The following is a 26,292-nucleotide window of genomic DNA, read 5'->3' as shown; positions in this document are numbered from 1 at the left end:
AGTGAAGAAAGAAGGGCGAGTATAATTACTCACCCTGAGGTAAGTGCTTTTCAATTTCATCGTTTTCAACTTGTAAAGCAGCTAACCAATAAGAAACAAGTGCGGTTAAGTTGGTGTCGTCAATGGCTCTAAGCAGGGCTTTTAAATCATCTAACAGTAATTTATTCATAAAATGCATTTCTTTGTAATTACCTAGCTCGGCAACGCCGTATTCGGTGGCATTTTCTGCAATGAATTGTTCACCGTCTTGATCGAAGAACAGCTTCGCCATCTTTTTGATCATCACTTTTTCTATTTTCACGAATCGATATGCCGCTCTTGCGAGTGTCATATGTGATTGCGGGTTAACGAGAGGCAAACACGTTTGGCGATGGTGTGTCATTTTTACGAGTAGCTCCCTTACTCGATTGTTATCCAATGTCATAGTGACCTCTTTATTTATGACTATTGTCGTGGGACATTTCTCGTGATGGTTATGCTAATGCGCCTGTGGGCTTGTCAGAAATGGCCAAAGCAAGTTGGCCATTTCTTTGCTCAATACCGAGCTTTGTTGCAAAGGCGACCACCAGGTTTTAGCTAATAAGGCTGATGCTGCTGAGTTTTTCTTTGCAGCTTTTTATATCGCTACGAACTTTCAGCAGAACCGAGTTATCCGCCTGCTCTGGGTGGGAAGTAATCAAATTCTCAATCTCTTTGAGTACCTTGCTTTCGACACCTTCAAGCTGTTCTAAATACATTGACTCTTTGTCAGAGGACACTTCCTTCATCACGTCGCTGTAAACCTCACGCGCCTTGATGGTGTAGGAAACCGGAGTGTCGTCGGCAGATTCTTCATTGTTACTTGCTAGAGAGTAGGGAGTGAGCTCAATGACTGCACGCTCACGTACTCTGAGCAGTTCTACCAACACATTATTCAAAGAAGTGTTGTCGATGTTCTCGATGGCCTTGTTGTAAATTTCATTTCCGCTTTCGATAAGCTCAATGATTGAGGCGATGTTTTCATTTTTCATATGCCACTCCTTATTTACTGGTGATAGGGGTGTTTGAGCGTATGGAATACAAACACGATGTTTCGTCTTCAGTTGCAGGTTGTATGCCAATGAACTTTAAGTCTTATTAATCAGTGGCTTAATATCTTGTTTTGCAATAACTTGCTAACAGTCGGTAAGGCGCTAAGAAAAAATTACAAGAATGGTGGGGAAAGCCTGGAAAGAATTACACGTACAGATACGGCTTTTTATCGAAACAAAAATAAAACCAATAAAAAACAATACCTTAAAATTCTGGCATGGATATGGCTTTGTAGGGAGTAAGTGAGGTCAAACATTGTTTCACTTGATTCACTACTCAACTCATTAATGGAGGCTAGTTATGGCTACTACAAAAGAAAGCACAGTAAAACCTCAAGAGCAGTTAGAAGAAGCATATCACTTAGCGGAGCAAGCCACGACGGAAGCTGTTGGCGCGATGAAAGACCAAGCCAAAGAGAAGCTGGATGTCGGTGCACAGCAAGTTCAGCAGGCGACCAAGTCGGCAGAAAATGTAATCAAGGAGCGCCCATTGCTGAGCATAGGCTGTGCCTTCCTTGCTGGTTGGGCGGTTTCGAAGCTGATCAAATAATAGTGGTCACCAAGGATTAAGCCACACAACAGAAAGGCGAGGCTTCACATGAATAACTCAGGGCAAGTTACCAATCAGCAATCAGGCTCGGCGGCTTCAGACAGCGGCCGAGCCCCTGATGGGGCAGAAGAACAGGATATCCAACAAACCATTAATGGTTTGAGCAGCATTCTTGCGCAATTGGACCAACTGACGAAATCGCTAAAAGTATGGTCAGGTTCAACGTTGGATTTGTTCCTCTTGGAGATGAAAGTTAACGTGTCCGCAGTGCGTCAGATTTTGCTGTGTACCGTTGTTTTTACTCTATTGTCGGTATTGTTCGTATTCAGTTTGTGCCTTGCCTCTGGGGTGGTGGCTTATCAGTTAACTGCCAACGTGTATGTTGCCGTGGGTGTATTTATCACATCATTAGGCTTGGCATTATTTGCTTTAGCCTGGTGGCAGAAGCGTTTAGTTGGATTTCTTGGATTCAAAAATACGACAGAACAATTACAGGAGGGGTGGGATGCGCTCGCTACAAAAGCTCAATCGAGCCATGCGGATCAAGCGGATGGAAGGTAAAGCGTCTCTAGAGCAATGCTGTTTGTCGATGGAAATGTTCACGTTTACCACCAAGAAGTTTGTGAGAGAAAACCCTTGGACGACATTAGGCATTAGTGCTGTCGTTGCCGTTACCGCTGCAAAAGCAGGTCGATTGTCTCGACTGACTTCTTCTATTTCGTCAATGGGGCTATTGGTTAGCAGCGTGTCTGATATTACCGATTCGCTCACAAAGCCGGTCGCGGCAGCTTCTCTGGATGAGTCAGATGCGGAGCAAAATGGAAATGCAGCAACACAAGTAAGCAACGCTGCGACGACAGAGGGCGAACCACTCTAATAGCGGATTTCACCGCAAAATTTTCTTACCGATTCTGAGCTTATTATGACAGCGAAATTGAACATTCCTGCCAACACTGCGATTGGTGCAACGCTTCTCGTCCTGTTACTCGTCCCAGGGCTGTATTTTGCCAAGCCAATATTGTTACCTATTGTGCTTAGCACCTTTATTTCTCTGCTGTGCAGTCCTTTCATTAATTATCTTGAAGACAAAGGTTTACCACGTGCTATTACCGTCGTGTTGACGCTGTCATTCCTCGTTGGCGCCTCAATTATTGGTCTTGCCGCCATGTCGGAGCCCGCCAAGCAATGGTGGTCTGAGCTGCCCAGTATCGTGAAAAATGTGTCGCAAGAAGTAAGCGAAGTTACTAAAGCTTCGGCTGATCACCTTAATACTCCATTGAATATCGCCAACGATATGAGTATGGATGAGGTCGGGAACAACACCGTATTTTCTTTGGTAAAAACGCTCGCGACCACTACGCCGACGATTTTGACACAAGCGATGATCGTGCTGTTTATGGTTTACTTTATGCTCAATCATGGACGAAGCTTATTTCGAAAGTCAGTGTCTTACTTACATGGGTTCGCCAAACAGCGCCAAGCGATTGAGTTGGTCAAAGCGCTACAGAAAGACCTATCTCGATACATTGGCACCATCACTTTAGTGAATGCTGGGCTGGGGTTGAGTGTCGGGGCCGTGTTTTTTGTTCTAGGCCTTGAAGATCCATTTCTATGGGGCGCATTTGCAGGCGTGATGAATTTTGCGCCGTACCTCGGCCCTGTCATATCCATGGTGAGCTTTGGCTTTGTTGCTTATCTTCAGTTGGAGTCGGTCAGTTTTATGCTGACGGTGGTGTCTATCTATTTACTGCTCAATTTGATTGAAAGTCAGTTTGTTACACCAACACTATTGGGGAAAAGGTTTAACTTAAACCCGTTAGTGATTTTTGTTTGGCTTGTTTTTTGGGGCTGGCTTTGGGGCGGAATGGGACTATTGATCGGTGTGCCGTTGCTGGTTTGTATCAATATTTTGGTTGATCGTCTAGAGCTATGCCAATCAACCCAAAATCAAGCAAAACAAATCACCTCCGCGGACGTGGCACCGCGAGAGTGACTTGAGGAGCAAGCTGGTTCAACGAAACAGTTTTTCAGCGCTCACTGGCTGACTAAATAAATATCCCTGACCATAAATACAGCCTTTTTCGAATAAATAATCGGCTTGTTCCCGAGTTTCTATCCCTTCCGCGACGACTTTCAACGACAGCGTTTTTCCCATGGCAATAATGGCATTCACAATCGCGTTGCTGTCGCTATTACTTGGGACATCACTGACAAATGAGCGGTCAATTTTCAGTTTGTTGATTGGCAAACCTTTCAAGTAAGACAAAGACGAATAGCCAGTTCCAAAGTCATCCAGAGAAATCTCAATACCCAGCTCTCGTAATTGATTTAACGATGCAATGGCTTGTTGAGGGTCGATCAGTAAAAAGCTCTCTGTGATCTCCAAATCTAACCGTTGGGCAGGGTATCCGGTGTTATCGAGGATAGTACTTAATCGCTGAATGAAATTTGACTGCTGAAGCTGCAACGCAGAAACATTGACGGCGATTTTGCCAAACTCGACGCCTTGGTCCAGCCAAGCATTACCTTGCAAACAAGCTTGTTGTAACACCCACTCACCAATACTTTGAATCAGCCCTGTTTTTTCTGCAATTGGAATAAAGTCTGCTGGTGGTACAAGGCCAAACTCTGGATGCTGCCAGCGTAATAAAGCTTCCACGCCGACAATCGAATTTTGTTCCAAGTTGTATTGCGGTTGGAATTCTAACCGGAGTTGTTGTTTTTCTATTGCTTGATGCAAAGCGGATTGAATGCGTACATGGGATACGGATTTATCGGTCAAATCCGGTGAGTAAAACGCGTAGCCGTTGCGTCCATTTTTCTTCGCTAAGTACATCGCGGTGTCTGCGTTTTTCAGTAAGGTTTCACTGTCTTGACCGTCTCTTGGGTACAAGGCAATACCAATACTGGTCGAGACACGAAGTGAGTCGTGGTTTGCCAAGTCGAATGGTTGCTGGAATACGCTTAGAATATCGCCGACGGTTTCCAGTAAGGCAACATCACTATGGATGTCTGGCAAAATAATCACAAATTCATCGCCGCCAATGCGAGCCACATGCGCATTGAGGTGAAGAACATCTTGCAGACGAATCGCTAACTTAGACAGCAGTTGGTCACCACAGAAGTGGCCCATGCTATCGTTGATGTGTTTGAAATGGTCGATATCTAAGAATAGGGTGGCAAACGTCTGCTGGTTTTTGTGTCCGGTTTCGATGTGTTGTTCGAGTAAGCTGAGTAAATGGGTGCGATTAGGTAGATTGGTTAATGGATCGTAAAAAGCCATGCGCTGCAGCTTTTCTTCGTGTGCCTTACGCACAGAGATATCTTCAAACACACAAATGTAGTTAATAAGGTGGTTTTTATCGTCCATTACGGCGCTAATGGTCGCTAATTGCGGATAAATGCTGCCATCTTTCTTTCTGTTGATGAATTCGCCTTTCCATTGGCCTTTGTTTTCGAGTTGATGCCACAACTGTTGATAGAAACCTTGATCATGATGACCTGAGCGCAGAATTCGTGGGTTTTTTCCTATCACCTCTTCAGAGCGGTAACCTGTAATTTGGGTAAAAGCCGTGTTTACATCAATGATGTTGGCATTGCGGTCTGTAATGACCATGCCTTCTTGCGAATTGTTGAAAATTTGGGACGCTAAGGAGAGCTGCGTTTCTACCATTTTTCGGCGGGTGATGTTACGTGTCATCCCCAGAATGCCGATTAAGTTTCCCGCATGATCACGGACAGGAGACTTAATGGTTTCTAGCCAAGTGGGGTTATTGTTTTCATCAATTTGACGGCATTCTTCAACAATATTTTGCGTGCCAGTGGCTACCACCAATTTATCGGCATCAATGAATTTTTCCGCACGTTCATGGCTAAACAGGGCAAAATCGTCTTTTCCAATGATTTCACTGTTGGTTTTTTGCCACGCGTTTTCTACGCTTCGGTTGGTCATCGAATAAAGGCCATCCATGCCTTTTATCCATACGTGGTCTTCAAGGCAGTCGATAAACTCTTGTAGTGTTGGTGTTGGCTTTATTTCGGCGCTTTGATGTCGCGTTTGTTCTTGCTGACAGTGCAAGTTGATATCAAAGCTGATCCGCCCCGCGATTGCGCTTAGCCATGCCGAAACAACCGTTGATTGATCATTAGGGTGAGTCAGTGTCAGTACGGCAAGCAATTCGCCATTAGGTAGCCAAATCGGTCCAATGCTCAAGGTTTGCTCTTTAAAGGGGGTATGGCTAACTGTAAAATCTGTCGGCGTAAAGTGATCGACAACTTGCGTTATCACATCGACGATAGCACGATGATTTTGGGTTGAGGTGGACACCTCAGTCGATAGCCACTGCTGAGTATCGCTCAGAGTATAAAGCTGTCCCTGAGCTTGAGTTACATTACAGCATTGTCGCAGAACGTGTTGCCAGTCTGCCATCAAAGGCGAAGGAATAGCGAAGCGAAACATAATTAATAACGAGTCCTAAATCGCCCAAAGGTAATTATATTAGAATCTAGCGTAAGCTATTGGGCTTTGTGAGTATCGTATCCAACGCGTAGCTAAATCCTAGCAGCGTAAAGTGCTTTCTATCATTAAAATGTTATCTATATCTCTTTTTTATCCAACTTATTGCATCGTTTTTTAGGGCTTTTGATAGGTGATTAAGAAGCGTTTACCGCTTTGGTTTTCTTGCCCCATGAGACTTGCTGAATGACTAAGCCACTGATGATCAATACCAGGCCAATCAAGGTTGAAGGGTGAATTTCTTCGCCGATGATGGTAGCTAACAACATGAGTGAGATAAATGGAGAAGCAAAGATCAGATTACTGATACGCGCGGTGTTTTGCGTTGATTTGAGTGCGCTCAGCCACAAAACGAAAGTGATCCCCATTTCAAACAGTCCGACATACGTCACCGCTGCCCAGCCTTTAGCTGAGATTGCCTGCCAGTCAGCACCTTCATAAAGACTTAAACCAATGGCGAATGGAATAGCGACCAAAAAGCCGAGCAGAACGCCAACCACAGGGTCGGCCTTATTTTTGGTATTTAAAATCCAGTAACCGGCCCACAGCAGCGTTGATAGCAGCGCAAGACCAACACCCAACGGGCTCTCAAATTCCATGCCTAAAAGATTGCCTTGTGTGGCAATCACTATCACGCCGACATAACTAAAACCGCAAGCCAGCCAGTCCTTACCACGGATCTTTTGTCCTAAGAAAACAGCGGCCATTAGCGTTAAGGTGATGGCCCAGCTGTAGTTGATCGCTTGAGCCTGAGATGCGGGCAGCAAGTCATATGCTTTGAACAGAATAACGTAATACGCCAAAGGGTTAATCAACCCAAGCAGTAGGTAATACCAAGGGTTTGAGAAAAATGTAGCACTTAACTGGCCCAATTTACCTTGCACACCACAGATTACTGTTAGCGCAATCGCAGAGACGATGCTGGCAATGCATAGCATTTGAATAGGCGTAAATTCTGCCAACGTGAGTTTAAATGCGGTTGCAACGGTAGACCAAAGTAATACTGCTGAGAGCCCAAATCCTAGGGCGCGACGCTCGTTCATGATGCCTCTGCGTGATGATGTGCCGCTCGGTTTGGATAATTTGAGCGGAAGAAAGAATATTATAGGAAGGCCTAGTGTATGCGAGGATTTTTCATCCAACAAACTGGACATTTATCCAGTATCTAAATACCATTGTTATAGATACAAAACACAGGCTAACTCGCTATTATGCAATGGATTCTTGAGTACCAATCTCTCATTCTCTCTTCTCTTTGTGCTGCCACGCTTAGTGGTGTCGCTGCCGGTTGGTGGGTGAAACAGCGTTTTATCACCCAAACTCAGCTTCTCGAGCAACAACTTGTTTCAGAAAAACAGCTTCATCAACAGCAACTTGAACAGGTCAAGCAAAGCCTTGCCGATGCTCAGCAAGAGTTGGATGAATTAGATGATGAGCGCGATAAAGCCGCGTTTGAAGTACGCCAAACACATGGAAAGCTGATGGCAGCAATGGAAAAACTGCGTTACTTCGAGGCTGTAAAGCAAGAGCGCCAGCAATACTTTGATGAGCTTGGCCAAATGCGTGAACACAAATCACGTCTAGAAACGCAGCTGCGTGAACAGCAAGCTCGCCATGAGCAAATTAACCAAGCTAATGCCGAAAAACTGCAAATTTTAGAACAAGCAGAAGCACGCTTGAAACAACAATTTGAGCACTTGGCCAATCAACTGTTTGAAGAAAAAACCGCGAAGGTCGATTTGCAAAACCGTCAGAGTTTAGAAGGCTTGTTGTCACCGCTTAGAGAACAGTTAGAAGGGTTCAAAAAGCACGTTAATGACAGCTTTAGCCAAGAAGCTAAAGAGCGCCATACCCTAGTGCATGAGCTGAAAAACCTGCAACGTTTGAACGAGCAAATGACGCGCGAAGCGGTTAATTTGACCCAAGCGTTGAAAGGGGACAACAAACAACAAGGTAACTGGGGCGAAGTGGTGCTCGCTAGGGTACTTGCCGAATCTGGCTTGCGTGAAGGGCACGAATATCAGACTCAGGTGAACTTACAAAATGAAGCAGGCAAGCGTTACCAACCTGATGTCATTGTTCATCTCCCACAAAACAAACAAGTGGTTGTGGATTCTAAAATGGCGCTGGTTGCCTATGAGCGCTACTTCAACGCCGAAACTGATGCTGAGCGCGATCAGGCTTTGAATGCGCACTTAGCTGCTCTACGTGCACATATCAAAGGGTTAAGCATGAAGGACTACCACAAACTCAAAGGTATTCAGAGTTTGGACTATGTTCTGATGTTTATCCCGGTTGAGCCGGCGTTCCAAGTCGCGATTCAAGCCGATCCGAGCTTGATTAAAGACGCGATGGAGCAAAACATCATTTTGGTGAGCCCAACAACGTTGCTGGTGGCATTGCGCACCATTGATAATCTATGGCGCAATGAACGCCAAAATGAAAACGCCAAAATGATTGCGCAGCGTGCGACAAAACTCTACGACAAATTACGATTGTTTGTAGACGACATGGAGGGGCTCGGCGGTGCGCTGGATAAGGCGAATCAAAGCTATCAAGGTGCGATGAACAAGCTTGCCACAGGGCGCGGAAATGTGATTCGCCAAGCCGAAAGCTTTAAACACTTGGGAGTTGAAATTAAACGACCGATTTCTTCCGACCTCGCGCAGTTAGCGCAGAGTGATGCATTTTCAGAAAATGACCCGTTAGTAGAAAGACATCCGGCTGAGGATAAAGTAAACTAATCGCCCGCAGTGCAGTGGGCGATTTTATTTGTCAACAAACGCCCCGTAGAGGAAAGCGCTGCCTAAGAGGAATTAGAATGACGGACACAAGTTTGCAATCCAATACAGCGTTAGAGAATGAAACCACTCACTTTGGTTTCTCTACAGTGGCAAAAGACGAAAAAGTGACTAAGGTTGCCGAAGTATTCCACTCCGTGGCAACAAAATACGACATCATGAATGACCTGATGTCAGGTGGTATTCACCGCCTTTGGAAGCGCTTCACTATCGATTGTAGTGGCGCTCGCCCTGGCCAACGTATTCTTGACCTAGGTGGTGGTACGGGGGATTTGACGGCGAAATTCTCGCGCATTGTTGGCGATGAAGGCCATGTCATCCTTGCCGATATCAATAACTCAATGCTTAACGTTGGTCGCGATAAACTGCGTGATAACGGTATTGTGGGTAACGTGCATTACGTTCAAGCCAACGCAGAAGAACTGCCGTTCCCAGATGATTATTTTGATGTCATCACCATCAGTTTTTGTTTGCGTAATGTGACTGACAAAGACAAAGCGCTTCGTTCAATGTTCCGCGTACTGAAGCCAGGCGGCCGCCTATTGGTGTTGGAATTTTCAAAACCAGTGCTAGAGCCGTTATCTAAAGTATACGATGCATATTCATTCCACTTGTTGCCGAGAATCGGTGAGCTAGTTGCGAATGACTCAGAGAGTTACCGCTACCTAGCGGAGTCAATCCGTATGCATCCAGACCAAGAAACGCTGGAAGGCATGATGCAAGACGCAGGTTTTGAAAACACCAAATACTACAACTTAACTGGTGGTATTGTGGCTTTGCATCGCGGTTATAAATTCTAAGGGTTAACGGCATGCCATTTGAACCACTTATCACCGCTGTGATTGAAACGTCACTGAATACACTGATCAAAGACGACCCTGCATTGGGCCGTCGTTTAGCGCGTCTAAAAGGTCAAGTTATTCAAGTTCACCTGAAAGAGATCAATAAAACACTGACATTCGTTTTTAGTCAGCAAATTGATGTGCTTGGTCATTACGAAGGGCAGCCTAACTGCTATCTATCGCTCAACTTGAGTGTGTTACCAGAGCTGCGCGATCAGGCCAACATCACTCGTCTTATTAAACAAGATAAACTTGAACTCGAAGGCGATATTCAATTGGCGCAGAAATTCTCTCAGTTGATGGTGGATTGCAAACCAGATGTTGAAGAGTGGTTGTCTCGCGTGACTGGCGATGTCGCCGCACATACCTTTGTGCAAGGTTCAAAAAACATCGGCAACTTTCTTGCGTCTCAAGCAGAAAAACACCAGCGTCATCTGGCGCAAGTAGTGACTGAAGAATGGAAACTGGCTCCCGCTCCGTTAGAAGTGGCCTATTTCTGTGACCAAGTTGATGAGGTTCGCAGCCAGGCTTCTCGCATTGAAGCTCGTTTAACGGCTTTGCTGAATAAGCTGGATGCAGATAAGCCCGCATTGGAGAAACCATGACGCCAGCAGAACTAAAGCGCTTATACCACATCGCCAAAGTACAACTGGAATACGGCTTAGATGAGCTGCTTCCCGATCACCAACTGACCAAAGCGCCGCTTTTACTGCGCAAAAGCTTGTTTTGGATTAAGAACAAGCACCCAGAAAAACCACTCGGTGAACGTCTGCGTTTAGCACTGCAAGAGCTGGGGCCGGTTTGGATTAAGTTCGGTCAGATGATGTCGACGCGCCGTGACTTATTTCCTCCGCATATCGCTGATCCCCTAGCTTTACTTCAAGACCAAGTCGCGCCTTTTGATGGCGAGTTGGCAAAAAAGCAGATGGAGCAAGCATTAGGTGGTCCGTTAGAAAAATGGTTTACCGAGTTTGATATCAAACCACTGGCGTCTGCGTCGATTGCTCAGGTACATACTGCGCGCATAAAAGACACTAACCAAGAAGTGGTATTAAAGGTTATCCGCCCAGATATTCGCCCAGTCATTGATTCAGATCTAAAACTGATGCACCGAATGGCGCGTATAGTCGCCGGAGCGATGCCTGAAGCACGTCGTTTAAAACCAGTTGAAGTCGTGCGTGAATACGAGAAAACCCTGCTTGATGAACTCGACTTGCGACGTGAGGCGGCGAATGCCATTCAGTTGCGCCGCAACTTTGAAGGCAGCGAAGAATTATATGTTCCTGAAGTTTTTCCCGACTTCAGTAATGAAACTGTCATGGTTTCTGAGCGAATATATGGCATTCAAGCCTCTGATATTGAAGGCTTGAAAGCAAATGGCACCAATATGAAATTGCTCGCGGAACGCGGTGTGAGTGTGTTCTTCACTCAGGTGTTCCGAGACAGCTTTTTTCATGCCGATATGCATCCGGGTAATGTGTTCGTCAAACCCGAACATCCAGAGAACCCAATGTGGATAGGGCTAGATTGCGGAATCGTTGGTACACTTAATAGCGAAGACAAGCGTTATCTGGCGGAAAACTTCCTGGCGTTTTTCAATCGTGACTACCGCCGAGTGGCGGAGTTACATGTGGATTCAGGGTGGGTGCCTGCGGATACCAATGTCGATGAGTTTGAGTTCGCGATTCGCATTGTGTGTGAGCCTATTTTTGCTAAGCCATTGTGCGAAATCTCCTTTGGTCATGTGTTGTTGAATTTGTTCAACACGGCACGTCGATTCAATATGGAGGTTCAGCCACAGCTTGTACTGTTGCAAAAAACGCTATTGTACGTGGAAGGGCTTGGTAGGCAGCTATATCCTCAACTCGATTTGTGGGAGACCGCAAAACCGTTCCTGGAGGAATGGATGATGAATCAAGTTGGGCCGCAAGCTCTAGTGAATGCGATTAAAGACCGCGCACCATTTTGGGCAGAGAAATTACCTGAACTGCCAGAGCTACTTTACGATAGCCTGAAACAAGGTAAAGCGATGAATCAACGTATGGATCAGCTTTATCAAGGGTATCGCCAGAGCAAGCGCCAGCAGGCGACAGGAAAGTTTTTGTTTGGCGTTGGCGCGACTTTAGTCGTATGCTCGGCAATATTGGTGAACGATGCTTTTGAGCAGCTTTCGTTGGCCTGCGGTATCGCAGGTGTCACATTTTGGCTGCTTAGTTGGCGAGCTTATCGTCAATAGACGTTAAACTCTTGAAATATTTTTGTTTGTTTAAAGACCCGAGGTAAAGAGAATGGGTGGTATCAGTGTTTGGCAACTTCTAATCATTGCTGTAATTGTTGTATTGCTATTCGGAACAAAGAAACTACGCGGTATCGGTGGCGATCTGGGTGGTGCCGTTAAGGGCTTCAAAAAAGCGATGAGCGAAGATGAACCTGCGAAAAATGACAAAGACGCAGACTTCGAACCAAAAAGTCTAGAAGAGCAGCAGAAAAAAGAAGCTGCTCCTGAAACGAAAAAAGACAAAGAGCAGGCGTAAAACGTGTTTGATATCGGTTTTTGGGAACTGGTATTAATATCTGTTGTTGGTCTGGTCGTTCTTGGGCCGGAGCGTTTGCCTCATGCTATTCGCAGCGTGTCTCGCTTTATCGGTGCCGCTAAGAGTATGGCAAATAGCGTCAAAGACGAATTGTCACACGAGCTGAAAGTCCAAGAGCTGCAAGAAAACTTGCGCAAAGCAGAACAAATGGGGATGGATGATTTGTCCCCTGAGTTGAAATCTTCAGTTGAAGAGTTGAAGAAGGCAGCGCAATCTGTAAATCGTCCTTACGCAAAGAACACCGATTCAGAGGCTGAGCCTGTAAAAACAGAGCCAGCAGTCGAAGAGGCCGTGAAAGCGCAAGAGAGCAAGGTTACAGCGGCAGATAAGAAAGCCGAATAGTCTCATTAGGAGGAGCTACTAGTGATTGGTAGCTCCTTTTTGATCTGGTTTTTAATAAGAGGTTTGCCATGTCTACCGTCGAGCAGACACAACCTTTAATTAGTCATTTGTTGGAGCTTCGCAACCGACTACTGCGTTCAATCCTCGCAGTGTTGGTCGTGTTTGTCGGACTAATTTATTTCTCTAACCACATTTACGAGTTTGTTTCCGCACCTTTAGTAGAACGTCTACCTGAAGGCGCGACCATGATTGCTACGGATGTAGCGTCACCTTTTTTTACGCCACTTAAGCTGACGTTAATTGCTTCGGTATTTATTGCGGTGCCGTTTATCTTGTATCAAGTGTGGGCATTTGTAGCGCCAGGTTTGTACAAGCATGAACGTCGATTGATCATGCCACTGCTGTTCTCTAGTTCGCTATTGTTCTACTGTGGAGTGGCATTTGCCTACTTCGTGGTATTTCCATTGGTGTTTGGCTTCTTTACCGCCATCTCTCTTGGTGGAGTAGAGTTTGCAACTGATATCTCGAGTTATCTCGACTTTGTGCTGGCGCTATTTATGGCGTTTGGTATCGCATTCGAGGTGCCTGTTGCGATTATTTTGTTGTGTTGGACTGGGGCCACTACACCAGAAGATTTAAGACAGAAACGTCCTTATATTATAGTGGCTGCGTTTGTCGTAGGTATGGTGTTAACGCCACCAGACATGATCTCGCAAACCTTACTCGCTATTCCGATGTGTTTACTGTTTGAAGTCGGTTTGTTCTTCGCGCGTTTTTATACTCGTCGAAGCGAAGAAGTAGAAGCGGAAACCGAAGAATAAGGCTAATCTAGATGTGAAAAGCGGCTCAATTGAGCCGCTTTTTTTTGCGGTTGGTTTTTTCTTGGGCTAATTACTTAACTTTCATGACGTAACCACATTTTGTGCATACGTATACTTCCTTGATGCCCAGCAGCTTTTGAAAAAAACTGCGCGGTACGCGTTGTAAGTAAGCACCATGTGTACACACTTCAACTTCCATATTTATGCTGTTTTACATTTGTGCTAATTAATGGGCGTAAATCAGTATAGAAAAATAATGTGTCGAGTTGTCGACAGTTTTGCAAAGCGGACGAAGTAAAGTGACGATATGAGAAGTAAGTAGAGTTGCTAGTTAATTATTATGTTTATCAATAATTTTGTATGGATTGTTCTACTATTTCAACGGGTTGAATCGTTCATTCAATAGTTTAGGTGATAAAAAAGCGACGTTGATTTCGTCGCTTTTTCAATTCTCGTGAATTAAATATTAAACAGCTTTTTGGCATTCTCAGTCGTTATGGCATCGATGGTTGCGATGTCGACATCACGCAAGTCGGCAACACGTTGTGCAACGAGAGAAGTGTAGGCTGGTTCATTACGTTTACCACGGTGTGGCACCGGCGCTAAATATGGACAGTCGGTTTCTAAAATGACCCACTGCATATCCAAATGTGGAATGACTTTATCCATCCCGCCATTCTTAAAGGTTGATACGCCACCCAAGCCTAAGTGGAAGCCTAGCTCATTGATTGCTTGTGCTTCTTCTAAGCTGCCTCCAAAACAGTGGAATACACCACGCAGACGACCATCTTGCTCTTGTCGTAGCAAAGTGAGTGTTTCTTCAATCGAATCGCGAGTGTGGATAACGACCGGTAAATCCATCTCTTTTGCCCAGTTAAGTTGAGCTACGAACGCCATTTCTTGCTCAGCACGATAGGTTTTGTCCCAATACAGGTCGATACCGATTTCGCCCACCGCAATAAACTTGTGTTTCTCAAACCAGCCGCGGATGATCTCCAACGTTTGCTCAACGTTGTTATCCACATAACAAGGGTGCAGCCCCATCATTGAGTGGCATACGTCAGGATATGTCGCTTCGGTTTTTAGCATGGGCTCAATTGAGTCCAGATCGATGTTTGGCAACAGGATTTTATTAATGCCTTGCGTTAAGGCGCGTTGTACTACTTCATCGCGGTCGTTATCAAATTCGCTGGCATAGATGTGCGCGTGGGTATCGATCATCGTTACTCTCTGTGCTTCATGGTTGGTTTCGTATTCGAAGTATACTTGAGTGTGAGTGCTGGGTCATTTTCAGTTTTTTTCATTACCTTTTTCCAGATTGTCACTCGCAACATGCATCAAGAGTGATATGATTTTGTTCACCAGATGATTTGATCATCATAACCGTCCAGACAAGGAGAAAATGGTGTCTGTATCAATTCAAGGTCCATTCCCTGCACGCCGTATGCGTCGTTTACGTAAGCACGATTTTAGTCGTCGTTTGATGGCTGAGAACCAACTTTCTGTTAATGATCTGATTTACCCAATGTTCATTCTTATGGGTAAAGATCGTCGTGAGAGCGTGGAGTCCATGCCGGGTGTAGAGCGTTTGTCGATTGATTTAATGCTAGAAGAAGCACAATACCTTGCAAATCTAGGCGTTCCAGCAATCGCGCTTTTCCCTGTCGTAAACCAAGACGCTAAAAGCTTATGTGCTACTGAAGCCTACAACCCAGAAGGTTTGGTTCAGCGAGCAGTACGAGCGCTTAAAGAACACATTCCTCAAATTGGTGTAATCACAGACGTGGCACTCGACCCATTCACGACACATGGCCAAGACGGCATCATCGATGAAGATGGCTACGTAATGAATGATGAAACCACAGAAGTATTGGTTAAGCAGGCTTTGTCTCATGCAGAAGCGGGTGCTGACGTAGTCGCGCCTTCAGACATGATGGATGGCCGAATTGGTAAGATCCGCGAAGCATTAGAAAACGCGGGCTACATTCATACTCAAATCATGGCTTACTCGGCTAAGTACGCATCGAACTACTACGGACCATTCCGTGATGCGGTTGGCTCTTCTTCAAATCTAAAAGGCGGCAACAAGAAAAACTACCAAATGGACCCAGCAAACATTGATGAAGCGATTCACGAAGTGGCGCTAGACATCAATGAAGGTGCGGACATGGTGATGGTTAAACCTGGTATGCCATACTTAGATGTAGTTCGCCGAGTAAAAACTGAACTTCAAGTACCGACATTTGCTTATCAAGTCTCTGGCGAGTACGCGATGCATAAAGCGGCGATCATGAATGGCTGGCTCAAAGAGCGTGAAATTGTGATGGAATCACTATTGTGCTTCAAACGTGCAGGTGCAGATGGCATCTTAACGTACTTTGCGAAAGACGTTGCTGAGTGGTTGGCAGAAGAGAATGCACAAACTGCTCAACACCTAAATCGTACTCCGGAAGCGACAGAAGAGTAATTATCGCTCAGTGAGAAATACCAGACCAACAAGAGTTGTTCGTCTGTATATACCCAAGTAACCTCAGGCGGATTACAACAGTAACAATCCAAGGTGCTTGGGTATTTTTATTTTGGAGAAGAGAACAATGACAATGCTGATTCGTGAAGGCACATTGGAAGAAGCACTTCAAGTTGTGGCGCGTGTTACCGAGTTTTCGAAAGGAGAAACGGTAGACTCCATGACTCAACGTTTAGAAGAGAAAAACAGTTTAATCCTCGTTGCAGAAAAAAATGGCACGATTGTCGGCTTCAAAATAGGTTACGAATTAGAGGATGGTGTTTTCTATAGCTGGTTAGGTGGTGTTGTCCCTGAAGCTCGAAATGAAGGCGTGGCACAGCTGCTTTTGGAAGCTCAAGAGGATTGGGTGGCAGAACAAGGCTACAACACATTAAAAGTGAAATCTCGAAACCAGTTTCCGGCTATGCTTCGCTTGTTATTGAGAAATGGCTATATCATTGAAAAGTTTGAAGAAAAAGTAAATCTTCGAGAGTCTCGAGTGCATTTCATTAAAGCAATGTGAAAATAAATGAGATTTTTTCTCATTTAACTGTTGACTGCGAAATGAGAATCATTATTATTAAACCTGTCTTAGGGAATGAGGAAAGTTCACAAGGACGTTGAGTGACTTATTAACAGAAGTTAATTAACTGAAAGTTGAGAAGTGATGAAACATTTTTCCGAGAACTTGCACGAATTCTTTTTGACACGACATTGCTCACATTGCTTCCAGTGTAATTTATAGCTTCTTGGTTAAGCTGCTCTATTTACAGAATTTGCTTTACCACTTCTGCTAGGCGACCCCATTCGGGTCGCTTTTTTCTTTTCTACGATTTCTATTTGACGTCACTATTAATATCTTTTCCACATGCGATGATCATTTTAGGATCGTTGATCTTCTCGCCGTTATGCGAATTTGTTGTTATTAATCAATGGTTTGGGTTGGTGTTTTCTTGTGTTTTTTGTTATTGGATAACCAGTGGATAATTTCTATAAACAGAGTTATCCACAGGAAGTGGTGTTTTCGTGAATAAAGTCGGAAAAATTTACGCGACCTAGATCGAGCGAACAAGATAGATTCAGATCAGCAGTCATGGCATCCTAGGCAGATCTCTCAAGTACTGAATTGGATACAGACAATTATGGCAAGTATTCCTGAAAATCCGTTGATCCTTATCGATGGCTCTTCTTACCTATATCGCGCTTTTCACGCCTACCCGGGCACCATGAGCAATGGTGAAATTCCAACTAATGCCGTTTACGGCGTCGTGAACATGTTACGCAGCATGATGCGTCAGTTTGCGTCTGAGCGCATCGCGGTGGTTTTCGATGCAAAGGGAAAAACCTTTCGTGATGATATGTATGCAGAATACAAAGCGAATCGTCCGCCAATGCCGGATGACCTGCGTTGTCAAATTGAACCATTACACAATGTTATTCGTGCAATGGGTTTGCCGCTGATCTGTGTTCCTGGCGTCGAGGCGGATGACGTCATCGGTACGTTAGCATACCAAGCATCACAAAAGGGCATGCCTGTATTGATCAGTACTGGTGATAAAGACATGGCGCAGCTAGTGGATGATAACATTACCTTGATCAACACCATGACGAACGTCGTAATGGATCGTGAAGGTGTGGTTGAAAAGTTTGGCATTCCACCTGAGTTGATCATCGACTACTTAGCACTGATGGGCGATAAAGTAGATAACATTCCTGGTGTACCGGGTGTCGGTGATAAAACAGCGACCGCACTACTGCAAGGCATTGGTGGTCTGACGAAGTTGTATGAAAACCTCGATGATATTGCAGGGCTTGGTTTCCGTGGTTCTAAAACCATGGCGAAAAAGCTCATCGACAACAAAGAAAATGCCATGCTTTCGTATGAGCTAGCGACCATAAAATTGGATGTTGAGCTTGAGGAAACGCCAGAATCATTGCTGAAAGCGGAACCAAATAAAGACGAATTAGTGAAGTTATATGGCCAACTGACGTTTAAATCTTGGTTGAATGAACTACTTGAAGGCGGTTCTGGATCTGTGGAGGCCGTAGAGCTTGCAGGATCTTCACAAGCTTCTTCTTCTCAAGCCGAGATGGAAACTTCTGCGGTAACAATCGACCGCAGCCAATATGAAACAATTCTGGATAAAGAAACCTTCAATGCTTGGCTAGATAAACTTCAAACGGCTGAGCTGTTTGCATTTGATACGGAGACCGATAACCTAGATTACATGCTAGCGAATCTAGTTGGTTTGTCATTCGCTGTCGATGAAGGTATTGCGGCTTATGTGCCAGTTGCACATGACTATTTAGATGCGCCTGAACAGCTTGATCGTGATTGGGTACTAGAACAGCTGAAGCCAATTCTTGAAGATGCAGCGAAAGCAAAAGTCGGTCAAAACTTAAAGTATGATGCGTCTGTACTCGCTCGTTACGACATTGAGCTAAAAGGTATCAAGCACGACACGATGTTGGAATCGTATATCTACAACAGTGTCGGCGGTAAACACGATATGGACAGCTTGGCGCTTCGCTTCCTACAGCACAGCTGCATTTCTTTTGAGCAAATTGCAGGTAAAGGCAAAAATCAGCTTACGTTTAACCAAATCGAACTGGAACAAGCATCGCCATACGCGGCAGAAGATGCGGATGTGACCCTTCGTCTGCACAATCGCTTGTTTGCTAATATCGAGCAGGATGAAAGCCTGAAGACAGTTTACGAAGAGATTGAAATGCCGTTGGTGCCAGTTCTTTCGCGCATTGAACGCACTGGGGTCTTTATTGATGAAATGAAGCTGAGTGCGCAGTCGGTCGAGATTACCGCTCGCCTTGATGAGCTTGAAAAGAAAGCGTACGAAATTGCAGAGCAAGAGTTTAACATGAACTCGCCAAAGCAATTACAAGCCATCCTATTTGAAAAAATGGGTTTACCGGTTGTGAAGAAAACGCCATCAGGCACACCATCGACGAATGAAGAAGTTCTGCAAGAACTCGCGCTAGACTACCCACTACCAAAACTGATTTTGGAATACCGTGGTTTGGCGAAGCTAAAATCAACTTACACCGACAAACTGCCTAAGATGATCAACCCATCAACGGGACGCGTGCATACTTCTTACCACCAAGCAGTGACTGCAACGGGTCGTCTATCTTCTACTGATCCGAACTTACAGAACATTCCAATTCGTAACGAAGCTGGCCGTCGTATTCGTCAAGCGTTTGTCGCGCCATCAGGGCATAAAATCTTAGCGGTCGACTACTCGCAAATCGAACTGCGCATCATGGCGCACCTTTCAGGCGACCAAGCTTTATTGGATGCATTCCGTGATGGCAAAGATATCCACGCGGCAACCGCAGCAGAAATCATGGGTGTTTCTATTGAAGACGTTTCAAGTGAGCAACGTCGTCGTGCGAAAGCGGTTAATTTCGGTCTTATTTACGGCATGAGTGCGTTTGGTTTGGCGAAGCAATTAGGCATTCCTCGTGGTGAGGCTCAAGCGTACATGGATACATACTTTGAACGTTACCCAGGCGTGATGCAGTACATGGAAGACACACGCAGCACGGCAGCAGATAAAGGGTATGTTGAAACGATTTTTGGTCGACGTTTGCATTTACCAGAAATCAAATCGCGCAACGGGATGCGTCGTAAAGCTGCTGAACGTGCGGCAATCAACGCACCAATGCAAGGTACGGCTGCGGACATCATTAAGAAAGCGATGCTGTTGGTTGATCAGTGGATTCAGGAAGAAGGCAATGGTCGTGTGAAGTTATTAATGCAAGTACACGATGAATTAGTCTTTGAAGTTGAAGAGTCATCATTGTCCGAAATTGAAAGTAAAGTACAGAAATTGATGGAATCTGCAGCAGAGCTAAAAGTACCGTTGGTTGCAGAAGCAGGTCATGGTGATAACTGGGATCAAGCTCATTAGTCAATTTTAGACCAAAATAACCAATTAATTATGAGCCAGCGCACAAACGCTGGCTTTTTTTTGAGATTAAAAAAGCTAGCGCAAAGTTAACTTTGATGTTGCTTAATAAAAATTTCATGAAAAAAAACTACAAAAATTCTTTGCAATTCTGACCAATTGTTGTACATTAATACTCGTAGGGTACAGAGGTAAGATGTTCTATCTTTCAGACCTTTTGTTTCACGTTATTGGATTAGGCTGATTCAGCCGCCCCAGTCAGTTTTTGACTGGGGCGTTTTTTATTGGGCGAAAGAAAATTATTCTTTTGGATCAGTAGCTTAAAGTAAGCCTTTAAAAACCTTCTTTTTTGACCTTTCTAAGTCACTGCAAAATCTCGATTTTTCCTTCAAATTTATTGCGTTATTCATCCTGTAAATTTACGCCAGTCACACTATTATTTTTTCTTGAAAGAAACTAAGTTACATCTTTTTGAAGACTTGCTTGGCTTAACTGTCTGAATTGTAACGCTATTGGGTGTTTTTGGAGTGAATGTTTGGTGATACACAGGAAAAAAGAGCGCTTTTTAACCTATTGAAATCGAATCTCAGTTCAGCAATGCTTCGTCACATAACAATAATTACCAATTTTTCTCTCCCGTTATCCCTGCCAGGAAGGCGGGGATTTTTATTGCCTGTTATTTAGTTCAGATAAACAAAAGCCCCACCAAATGGCAGGGCCGTGTCGAAGAAATTTAACAAATATTGTTAATTATTCTTCATCACTCGCTGGTGTCTCTTGTTCGTCTTCTTCTATCAGGTGCGCTAGTGCTGGTGCAAACCAGATATCCAGTTTTGCACGTAGCTGATCGACACCTAATCCTTTAAGTGAAGAGAACACATCAACAGAAACGTCACCACCGAAAGTTTCTACTTGCTTACGAACTTTCAGTAGAGTTTGTTTGCGTGCACCACTTTTTAGTTTATCTGCTTTGGTTAGCAAAACCTGCACAGGAATGTGGCTATCGATGGCCCAGAAAATCATTTGTTGGTCGAGATCTTTCATTGGATGACGAATGTCCATTAGAACCACTAAGCCTTTTAGGCACTCGCGTTTCTGTAGGTATTCACCCAAAGATTTCTGCCATTTGTTTTTCATCTCTACCGGTACTTGAGCAAAACCGTATCCAGGTAGATCGACAATGTGACAACCTTCTTCTACTTTGAAAAGGTTGATTAATTGCGTACGACCAGGTGTCTTTGATGTCTTGGCTAAGCTTTTTTGATTAGTTAGACGGTTAAGTGCACTCGATTTACCAGCGTTTGAGCGTCCTGCAAACGCAATTTCGACACCTTCGTCTTCCGGCAGGTGACGAATATCGGGTGCGCTGGTGATGAAATGCGTATTTTGGTAATGAATTTTTACGCTCACTGTTAACTCCATCTCGACTTTGTGTAGTCGATTGATTACTTTTTTGTGAAAATGTGTAAAATAACCGTGCTCGGCATAAGGTCGCCTATTGTACCATGAGTGTACGCGGTATGTTCACATTCAGTGGTACTGGAAGCTTGATAATTATAATGGAATGTCATGAAGAAATTAGCGCTAATTTTGAGTCTTTTAGCCAGTTGCTCAGTATGGGCCCAAGGTAATATTGAGGCTGGTAAAGCAAAATCACAAACCTGTGTCGCCTGTCACGGAGCAGATGGCAACAGTGCAATAACAACGTACCCGAAACTCGCAGGCCAACACGCTAAGTATCTTGAGAAGCAGTTAAAAGAACTTAAGCTAGGCATGACAAGTGGTGGTAAACAAGGTCGTTACGATCCTGTAATGAGTGGTATGGCAATGCCACTGAGCGATGAAGATATCGCAGACCTATCTGCTTACTACGCTTCGCTACCAGTTTCAGAAAACTCAACACCTGAAGATGTAGTAGCAAAAGGCAAAACGCTTTATACCGCTGGTGATGCCGAGCGTGGCCTAACCGCATGTATTGCATGTCATGGTCCTCGTGGCAATGGTACTGAGCTTTCAGGTTTCCCGAAAATTTCTGGTCAGCATGCTGACTACATCAAAGCTCAGCTAGAAAAATTCCGTGATGGCGACCGTGGTAATGATATGAATGCCATGATGCGCGACATCGCGAAGAAAATGACAGACGAAGATATCGAAGTGCTGTCTAAATACGTTGGCGGTCTGCACTAATATACCTAAATCGCTCAAGATCCTGCATCTTGAGCTGGTTGGGTAGATGTCCCTACATCGTTCGAGCAACTTGTACAAAAATGCCCTAGTGAATCCACTAGGGCATTTTTGTTCGTGACAGATATCACAGTCGAGTTTGGATGCGAAAGCGATAGTTGGCTCGGCAGTTTGTGAGACATTTGCCATACTTGATGTTGGCTTTTTCTTGTTAGTGTTTTTAAGTTTTTGATTAAATGATAATTTTGATTTTTTAGAAAAATAGGCGGATTTTTTTTCAACCCATTACTTGTGAGCATAACGGGATGGCGTAAAGTAGAAGTCGTTCACAGGGGGTGAATGTAAGGATTTAAGACTACGGTTTAGGTCTCCAAGGATGTAGCTCGGATGCTTGGTGATTTAGAAAGGGATTTAGATAGGTAGGGAGCCTATCAGATAAGGATGGTCATCTCGTCTGACGGTTAAGACAGTGAAACGGATCAGGCACAGGAAGTTGCTCAGTAGACAGGAAGTAAACGGATAGCCAAAACTCATCAGGAAGATGAAAAACAACTCTTTTTGGCAGGGAAAGCTCTAAAAACAAAGGGATCATTGGTGCACCAAATGTGTGCAACACAGTTTCGCCAATTGATGGCACTTAGAAAGCGACAGTCTGACTGTCGCTTTTTTTATATCCGTTGACTTGCTCAGTCGTAACTTAAATTGAGATTACAGCACTTACTTTAGCTTTATAGGTTGTAAACAAAGTTTTTTAATAAAAATTGCTGAAAAAATACTCAACAACACTCCAATCCGAGTTCACTTTCTGGTATGTTTCGCATCCCTGTTTGAGGAAGTCAGCATGCATACCTGTCCTTTATGCCAAAATCAGCGCACTCACCATTATTTTGAAGATAAGCGTCGTGAATATCTTCAATGTGAGCAGTGCAGCTTGGTATTCGTAAATCCAGACCAACGTTTGGATGCGGAAAGCGAAAAAGCTCACTATGATTTGCATGAGAACAACCCCGATGATTTGGGTTACCGACGCTTTTTGTCGCGTATTGCTGACCCGATCACAGAGCGAATTTCTCCACAATCAAATGGTATCGACTTTGGTTGTGGTCCTGGCCCAACGCTCTCCTTGATGCTGGAAGAGGCGGGGCACAACATGGCGTTGTACGATCTCTATTACTACCCTGATACGTCGGTTTTAGAAAAAACGTACGACTTCATGACAGCAACAGAGGTGATAGAGCACCTCTACCACCCAGATTTGGTGTGGAAGCAATGGTTGAATTTAGTTAAGCCAGGGGGCTGGATAGGCCTGATGACGAAAATGGTCATCGACGTGGAGGCTTTCAAATCATGGCATTATAAGAACGATCTCACTCACGTAGTGTTCTTTAGTCGTGACACGTTCCAGTTCCTAGCAGAGCGGGATAAGCTCGAACTCGAATTTATTGGTAATGATGTAATTTTACTGAGGAAACCCCAGTAATGAGCCGTAGTAAAAAATCTAGAAAGCCGGGTGCCGCTGGTGCGCCTGAGTTTGTTGTAACTCGTAACCGTACAGAATCTGATGTGGAAGGCCGCTTACGCAAGCGTGCTAAAAAGCGTAAAGGTCTGAAAACGGGTAACCGTAACTCAGAAGTTAACGAGCAGAAAAAGCAAGCTGCTGCACAAAATCGCGACCCGCGCTTAGGCAGCAAAAAGAAAATACCTCTGATTGTTGAACCTGCGAAGAAAATGACGAAGCAAGAGCGTCGTTTGTCGGCAGAGCAAGAACTAGAGATGCTAGAAAATGACGCGCAATTGAACGTGTTGCTAGACCGTATTGAAGCGGGTGAAAACCTGGGCACAGGTCTACAGAAATTCGTCGATGAGAAACTCGATCGCATTGAGAAACTAATGGACCAACTAGGTTTGTTGGAACCTGAAGAAGAGGAAGACTTCACTGCACCTGCTGAGAAAAGCACGCGCAACGATGATGACTTGCTGGCAGATTTCGACGACATTAATTTCGACGACTATAAAGGATAATTAAGCTATGAATGTAACCTTATTAGCTATTGCTGGTGTTGTGATTATCATCGCACTCGCTTCTTATGCAGGTTACCTTCTGCTTCAATTGAAAAAGCAAAAGGAATTGCAGCTGAAGCATCAAAAATTGGCGATAGACAAACGTAACGCCAACATTTTTGAGAATGTGCATACCTTGTGTCAGGCGGGCATTCAAGGCCAGTGCGATTTATCTGAAATCAGTATCCGTGTGTATAACATCATGGATTATGTACAAGGTGAAGACCGCGTTGATTTCGATAAAACGTACCCTGCGATTTCTGAGCTTTACCACATCGTGAAAGATATGGCGCGTGGCGAAGAACGCCAACAACTTGCCAAGAAAGAGCGTATGCAACAGAACTTGACGCGTCATAAAGCGGAAAGCCGCCTCACTGATGCGATTATTGAGGAGCTCAAAGTGTTGCAGAAAAACGTCCAGCCACTGAATAATAAAATCAATATTCAGATGATTTAAGCGCGACCCCCAATAGTCTCCTTATGGCTAATGGGGGTATCGTGATCACGCTAGCACTTCTTTAGTTTTATACTTAAAAAGCCAGTCGGCGTTGCCACGCTTGTCATCGTCGTATGGCAAAATAGCGGCTCTGAATATCGGGTGACGGCTTTCGTTGCCCTAGCATTTAACGGAAAGTACCACCATGTCGAATCAACACACTGAATCGAAACAGCAAATCGTCTGGGATCAAGCGGTATTGGATAAGTACAACTATTCCGGGCCTCGTTATACGTCGTACCCAACGGCGCTGGAGTTTCATGAAGCGTTCACCATTTCTGATTATGATATGGCATGCACTCAATACCCAGAACGCCCATTATCGCTGTACGTACACATTCCGTTCTGTCACAAGCTTTGTTACTACTGTGGATGTAATAAAGTCATTACACGCCACTCGCACAAAGCGGATGAATACCTCGACGTGCTTGAACACGAAATTCGTCAACGTGCTGCATTACTTGTTGGTCGCACTGTGACGCAATTGCATTTTGGTGGTGGTACACCGACGTTTCTCTCTGAAAAGCAAATCACGCGTGTAATGAGCCTGCTACGCCAAGAGTTTACTTTTAGTAGCGATGCTGAAATCAGTATCGAGGTTGACCCGCGTGAAATCGAGCTGACCATGCTGGATCATCTGCGTAGTGAAGGCTTCAATCGCTTGAGCATCGGTGTGCAGGACTTCAACAAAGAAGTGCAAAAACTGGTGAATCGTGAGCAAGATGAAGAGTTCATCGTTGCGATGGTTGCGCGCGCAAAAGAGTTAGGCTTTCGTTCGACGAACCTAGATTTGATTTACGGTTTACCGAAGCAGACCAAAGAATCTTTTGCCAAGACTCTAGAACAAGTGCTAGAGATGCAGCCGGGCCGTCTATCCGTGTTTAACTACGCGCACATGCCACAGCTATTTGCAGCGCAGCGTAAGATTAAAGACGAAGACCTGCCAAAAGCAGAGGAGAAGATGGCGATTCTGCAAGACACCATCGCGACACTGACTGGTGCTGGCTACCAATTTATCGGTATGGACCACTTTGCTTTGCCGGACGATGAACTTGCTGTTGCCCAGCGCGAAGGTATTTTGCATCGCAATTTCCAAGGCTACACCACACAAGGTGAATGTGACTTGGTTGGCTTTGGTGTTTCTGCAATCTCGATGATCGGCGATGCTTACGCGCAAAACCAGAAAGAGCTGAAGAAATACTACGCTCAAGTCAACGAACTTCGTCACGCTCTATGGAAAGGGGTCTCGCTGGACTCCGATGATTTGCTCCGTCGTGAAGTGATTAAGCAGCTGATTTGTAACTTCAAGTTAGACAAGAAAGCCATTGAGTCTGAGTTTAAAGTGAAGTTTGATCAGTACTTTAAAGAAGACTTACAGCTACTTCAGACCTTCATCAACGATGAGCTGGTGGAAGTGGATGACAATGAAATTCGTGTGACGCTGCGAGGTCGTTTGCTGATCCGTAATATTTGTATGAGCTTCGATAAGTACCTGCGAGCGAAGGCGCGTCAGCAACAATTCTCTCGTGTTATTTAATCAGAGATACAGATTCAAGATATAAAAAATGCCAGCAGATGCTGGC

25 protein-coding genes are annotated in these 26,292 nt (G+C 44.6%); 19 read left to right on the top strand and 6 right to left on the bottom strand.

All coding sequences use genetic code 11. The annotated features are described in order from the left end of the window. Window positions 1–25: 25 nt before the first annotated feature. Together R7E47_RS11195 and R7E47_RS11190 are read right to left on the bottom strand one after the other, a co-directional pair. Window positions 26–424, bottom strand: a complete 399-nt coding sequence (locus R7E47_RS11195; RefSeq protein ID WP_005379193.1) for a hypothetical protein — start codon at window positions 422–424, stop codon at window positions 26–28. 148 nt (window positions 425–572) lie between these two features. Then, window positions 573–1,010, bottom strand: a complete 438-nt coding sequence (locus R7E47_RS11190) for a DUF2383 domain-containing protein (RefSeq protein ID WP_005379194.1) — start codon at window positions 1,008–1,010, stop codon at window positions 573–575. A 361-nt stretch (window positions 1,011–1,371) separates the two neighbouring features. Here R7E47_RS11190 and R7E47_RS11185 point away from each other — a divergent pair, with 361 nt between their 5' ends. From R7E47_RS11185 to R7E47_RS11170, 4 genes are read left to right on the top strand one after another with little or no spacing between them, the layout of a single operon-like run. Next, window positions 1,372–1,620, top strand: coding sequence for a hypothetical protein (locus tag R7E47_RS11185; RefSeq protein ID WP_005379196.1), 249 nt, complete (start codon window positions 1,372–1,374; stop codon window positions 1,618–1,620). 48 nt (window positions 1,621–1,668) lie between these two features. Continuing rightward, window positions 1,669–2,181: a hypothetical protein gene (locus tag R7E47_RS11180; RefSeq protein ID WP_033905884.1), complete on the top strand. Its 513-nt coding sequence runs from the start codon at window positions 1,669–1,671 to the stop codon at window positions 2,179–2,181. Next, entirely contained in the window at window positions 2,171–2,497 is a 327-nt protein-coding gene (locus R7E47_RS11175) for a hypothetical protein (protein WP_005379200.1), read from the top strand. Before R7E47_RS11180 ends, R7E47_RS11175 begins: the two co-directional genes overlap by 11 nt. A 45-nt stretch (window positions 2,498–2,542) precedes the next feature. Beyond that, window positions 2,543–3,613 carry an AI-2E family transporter gene (locus R7E47_RS11170; protein ID WP_005379202.1) on the top strand — a complete coding sequence of 357 codons (1,071 nt, stop codon included), beginning with the start codon at window positions 2,543–2,545 and terminating at the stop codon, window positions 3,611–3,613. An 18-nt stretch (window positions 3,614–3,631) separates the two neighbouring features. Here R7E47_RS11170 and R7E47_RS11165 read toward each other — a convergent pair whose 3' ends face one another. Beyond that, window positions 3,632–6,079: an EAL domain-containing protein gene (locus tag R7E47_RS11165; RefSeq protein ID WP_318084293.1), complete on the bottom strand. Its 2,448-nt coding sequence runs from the start codon at window positions 6,077–6,079 to the stop codon at window positions 3,632–3,634. Window positions 6,080–6,273: 194 nt separating this feature from the next. Beyond that, a complete protein-coding gene (locus R7E47_RS11160; RefSeq protein ID WP_064368891.1) occupies window positions 6,274–7,179 on the bottom strand; it encodes a DMT family transporter in 906 nt (301 codons plus the stop codon). Between the two features lie 168 nt (window positions 7,180–7,347). Between R7E47_RS11160 and rmuC the strand changes: the two genes are divergently transcribed. The 7 genes from rmuC to tatC all read left to right on the top strand — a co-directional run bounded on the left by rmuC (window position 7,348) and on the right by tatC (window position 13,536). Continuing rightward, window positions 7,348–8,880, top strand: coding sequence for a DNA recombination protein RmuC (gene rmuC, locus R7E47_RS11155; protein ID WP_005379209.1), 1,533 nt, complete (start codon window positions 7,348–7,350; stop codon window positions 8,878–8,880). Between the two features lie 77 nt (window positions 8,881–8,957). Then, window positions 8,958–9,737 (top strand): bifunctional demethylmenaquinone methyltransferase/2-methoxy-6-polyprenyl-1,4-benzoquinol methylase UbiE, encoded by a 780-nt coding sequence (gene ubiE / locus R7E47_RS11150; RefSeq protein WP_005379210.1) that lies wholly within the window; start codon window positions 8,958–8,960, stop codon window positions 9,735–9,737. A gap of 11 nt (window positions 9,738–9,748) precedes the next feature. After that, entirely contained in the window at window positions 9,749–10,384 is a 636-nt protein-coding gene (locus tag R7E47_RS11145) for an SCP2 domain-containing protein (protein ID WP_005379213.1), read from the top strand. After that, on the top strand, window positions 10,381–12,015 hold the full coding sequence (gene ubiB, locus R7E47_RS11140; RefSeq protein ID WP_318084292.1) for a ubiquinone biosynthesis regulatory protein kinase UbiB: 1,635 nt from the start codon (window positions 10,381–10,383) through the stop codon (window positions 12,013–12,015). Before R7E47_RS11145 ends, ubiB begins: the two co-directional genes overlap by 4 nt. 52 nt (window positions 12,016–12,067) lie before the next feature. Then, complete coding sequence (gene tatA / locus R7E47_RS11135) at window positions 12,068–12,313, top strand: Sec-independent protein translocase subunit TatA (RefSeq protein ID WP_005382958.1); 246 nt, start codon at window positions 12,068–12,070, stop codon at window positions 12,311–12,313. 3 nt (window positions 12,314–12,316) lie between these two features. Next, on the top strand, window positions 12,317–12,715 hold the full coding sequence (tatB, locus tag R7E47_RS11130; protein ID WP_017635021.1) for a Sec-independent protein translocase protein TatB: 399 nt from the start codon (window positions 12,317–12,319) through the stop codon (window positions 12,713–12,715). A 68-nt stretch (window positions 12,716–12,783) separates the two neighbouring features. After that, complete coding sequence (gene tatC, locus R7E47_RS11125) at window positions 12,784–13,536, top strand: twin-arginine translocase subunit TatC (protein ID WP_005379234.1); 753 nt, start codon at window positions 12,784–12,786, stop codon at window positions 13,534–13,536. A 459-nt stretch (window positions 13,537–13,995) separates the two neighbouring features. On the opposite strand, the gene R7E47_RS11120 is transcribed toward tatC, so the two are convergent. After that, window positions 13,996–14,757: a TatD family hydrolase gene (locus R7E47_RS11120; protein ID WP_318084291.1), complete on the bottom strand. Its 762-nt coding sequence runs from the start codon at window positions 14,755–14,757 to the stop codon at window positions 13,996–13,998. A 184-nt stretch (window positions 14,758–14,941) separates the two neighbouring features. Between R7E47_RS11120 and hemB the strand changes: the two genes are divergently transcribed. The 3 genes from hemB (at window position 14,942) to polA (ending at window position 19,971) form a co-directional block, all read left to right on the top strand. Further along, window positions 14,942–16,003: a porphobilinogen synthase gene (hemB, locus tag R7E47_RS11115; RefSeq protein WP_031777176.1), complete on the top strand. Its 1,062-nt coding sequence runs from the start codon at window positions 14,942–14,944 to the stop codon at window positions 16,001–16,003. Window positions 16,004–16,130: 127 nt separating this feature from the next. Continuing rightward, the gene (locus R7E47_RS11110) at window positions 16,131–16,565 is read left to right on the top strand and encodes a GNAT family N-acetyltransferase (protein ID WP_005379245.1); all 435 of its coding nucleotides are present in this window, start codon (window positions 16,131–16,133) and stop codon (window positions 16,563–16,565) included. 619 nt (window positions 16,566–17,184) lie between these two features. Further along, entirely contained in the window at window positions 17,185–19,971 is a 2,787-nt protein-coding gene (gene polA / locus R7E47_RS11105) for a DNA polymerase I (RefSeq protein ID WP_005379246.1), read from the top strand. A gap of 747 nt (window positions 19,972–20,718) precedes the next feature. Here the strand turns inward: polA and yihA are convergent. Continuing rightward, window positions 20,719–21,378: a ribosome biogenesis GTP-binding protein YihA/YsxC gene (gene yihA / locus R7E47_RS11100; protein ID WP_031779017.1), complete on the bottom strand. Its 660-nt coding sequence runs from the start codon at window positions 21,376–21,378 to the stop codon at window positions 20,719–20,721. A 159-nt stretch (window positions 21,379–21,537) separates the two neighbouring features. Between yihA and R7E47_RS11095 the strand changes: the two genes are divergently transcribed. The 5 genes from R7E47_RS11095 to hemN all read left to right on the top strand — a co-directional run bounded on the left by R7E47_RS11095 (window position 21,538) and on the right by hemN (window position 26,246). Further along, window positions 21,538–22,155, top strand: coding sequence for a c-type cytochrome (locus R7E47_RS11095; RefSeq protein ID WP_005379248.1), 618 nt, complete (start codon window positions 21,538–21,540; stop codon window positions 22,153–22,155). A gap of 838 nt (window positions 22,156–22,993) precedes the next feature. Next, window positions 22,994–23,632 (top strand): class I SAM-dependent methyltransferase, encoded by a 639-nt coding sequence (locus R7E47_RS11090; protein ID WP_206949365.1) that lies wholly within the window; start codon window positions 22,994–22,996, stop codon window positions 23,630–23,632. After that, window positions 23,632–24,174 carry a Der GTPase-activating protein YihI gene (gene yihI / locus R7E47_RS11085; RefSeq protein ID WP_005379252.1) on the top strand — a complete coding sequence of 181 codons (543 nt, stop codon included), beginning with the start codon at window positions 23,632–23,634 and terminating at the stop codon, window positions 24,172–24,174. The genes R7E47_RS11090 and yihI overlap by 1 nt, the downstream gene beginning before the upstream one ends. 7 nt (window positions 24,175–24,181) lie before the next feature. Continuing rightward, window positions 24,182–24,670, top strand: a complete 489-nt coding sequence (locus tag R7E47_RS11080) for a DUF2489 domain-containing protein (protein WP_318084290.1) — start codon at window positions 24,182–24,184, stop codon at window positions 24,668–24,670. Window positions 24,671–24,854: 184 nt separating this feature from the next. Further along, window positions 24,855–26,246 carry an oxygen-independent coproporphyrinogen III oxidase gene (gene hemN / locus R7E47_RS11075; RefSeq protein WP_017635016.1) on the top strand — a complete coding sequence of 464 codons (1,392 nt, stop codon included), beginning with the start codon at window positions 24,855–24,857 and terminating at the stop codon, window positions 26,244–26,246. Window positions 26,247–26,292 lie beyond the last annotated feature (46 nt).

The sequence above is a fragment of the Vibrio sp. Vb1026 genome (genome assembly GCF_033338745.1).
GTDB classification, from domain to species: domain Bacteria; phylum Pseudomonadota; class Gammaproteobacteria; order Enterobacterales; family Vibrionaceae; genus Vibrio; species Vibrio alginolyticus.
Note: the sequence above shows the minus strand (reverse complement) of the source record. Positions and strands in the feature narration are given on the sequence as shown.

Bases quoted from the DNA above. Each gene is read 5' to 3' on its own strand.
- R7E47_RS11195 (WP_005379193.1), bottom strand. From the start codon at position 424: ATGACATTGGATAACAATCGAGTAAGGGAGCTACTCGTAAAAATGACA.
- R7E47_RS11190 (WP_005379194.1), bottom strand. From the start codon at position 1,010: ATGAAAAATGAAAACATCGCCTCAATCATTGAGCTTATCGAAAGCGGA.
- R7E47_RS11185 (WP_005379196.1), top strand. From the start codon at position 1,372: ATGGCTACTACAAAAGAAAGCACAGTAAAACCTCAAGAGCAGTTAGAA.
- R7E47_RS11180 (WP_033905884.1), top strand. From the start codon at position 1,669: ATGAATAACTCAGGGCAAGTTACCAATCAGCAATCAGGCTCGGCGGCT.
- R7E47_RS11175 (WP_005379200.1), top strand. From the start codon at position 2,171: ATGGAAGGTAAAGCGTCTCTAGAGCAATGCTGTTTGTCGATGGAAATG.
- R7E47_RS11170 (WP_005379202.1), top strand. From the start codon at position 2,543: ATGACAGCGAAATTGAACATTCCTGCCAACACTGCGATTGGTGCAACG.
- R7E47_RS11165 (WP_318084293.1), bottom strand. From the start codon at position 6,079: ATGTTTCGCTTCGCTATTCCTTCGCCTTTGATGGCAGACTGGCAACAC.
- R7E47_RS11160 (WP_064368891.1), bottom strand. From the start codon at position 7,179: ATGAACGAGCGTCGCGCCCTAGGATTTGGGCTCTCAGCAGTATTACTT.
- rmuC (WP_005379209.1), top strand. From the start codon at position 7,348: ATGCAATGGATTCTTGAGTACCAATCTCTCATTCTCTCTTCTCTTTGT.
- ubiE (WP_005379210.1), top strand. From the start codon at position 8,958: ATGACGGACACAAGTTTGCAATCCAATACAGCGTTAGAGAATGAAACC.
- R7E47_RS11145 (WP_005379213.1), top strand. From the start codon at position 9,749: ATGCCATTTGAACCACTTATCACCGCTGTGATTGAAACGTCACTGAAT.
- ubiB (WP_318084292.1), top strand. From the start codon at position 10,381: ATGACGCCAGCAGAACTAAAGCGCTTATACCACATCGCCAAAGTACAA.
- tatA (WP_005382958.1), top strand. From the start codon at position 12,068: ATGGGTGGTATCAGTGTTTGGCAACTTCTAATCATTGCTGTAATTGTT.
- tatC (WP_005379234.1), top strand. From the start codon at position 12,784: ATGTCTACCGTCGAGCAGACACAACCTTTAATTAGTCATTTGTTGGAG.
- R7E47_RS11120 (WP_318084291.1), bottom strand. From the start codon at position 14,757: ATGATCGATACCCACGCGCACATCTATGCCAGCGAATTTGATAACGAC.
- R7E47_RS11110 (WP_005379245.1), top strand. From the start codon at position 16,131: ATGACAATGCTGATTCGTGAAGGCACATTGGAAGAAGCACTTCAAGTT.
- polA (WP_005379246.1), top strand. From the start codon at position 17,185: ATGGCAAGTATTCCTGAAAATCCGTTGATCCTTATCGATGGCTCTTCT.
- R7E47_RS11095 (WP_005379248.1), top strand. From the start codon at position 21,538: ATGAAGAAATTAGCGCTAATTTTGAGTCTTTTAGCCAGTTGCTCAGTA.
- R7E47_RS11090 (WP_206949365.1), top strand. From the start codon at position 22,994: ATGCATACCTGTCCTTTATGCCAAAATCAGCGCACTCACCATTATTTT.
- yihI (WP_005379252.1), top strand. From the start codon at position 23,632: ATGAGCCGTAGTAAAAAATCTAGAAAGCCGGGTGCCGCTGGTGCGCCT.
- R7E47_RS11080 (WP_318084290.1), top strand. From the start codon at position 24,182: ATGAATGTAACCTTATTAGCTATTGCTGGTGTTGTGATTATCATCGCA.
- hemN (WP_017635016.1), top strand. From the start codon at position 24,855: ATGTCGAATCAACACACTGAATCGAAACAGCAAATCGTCTGGGATCAA.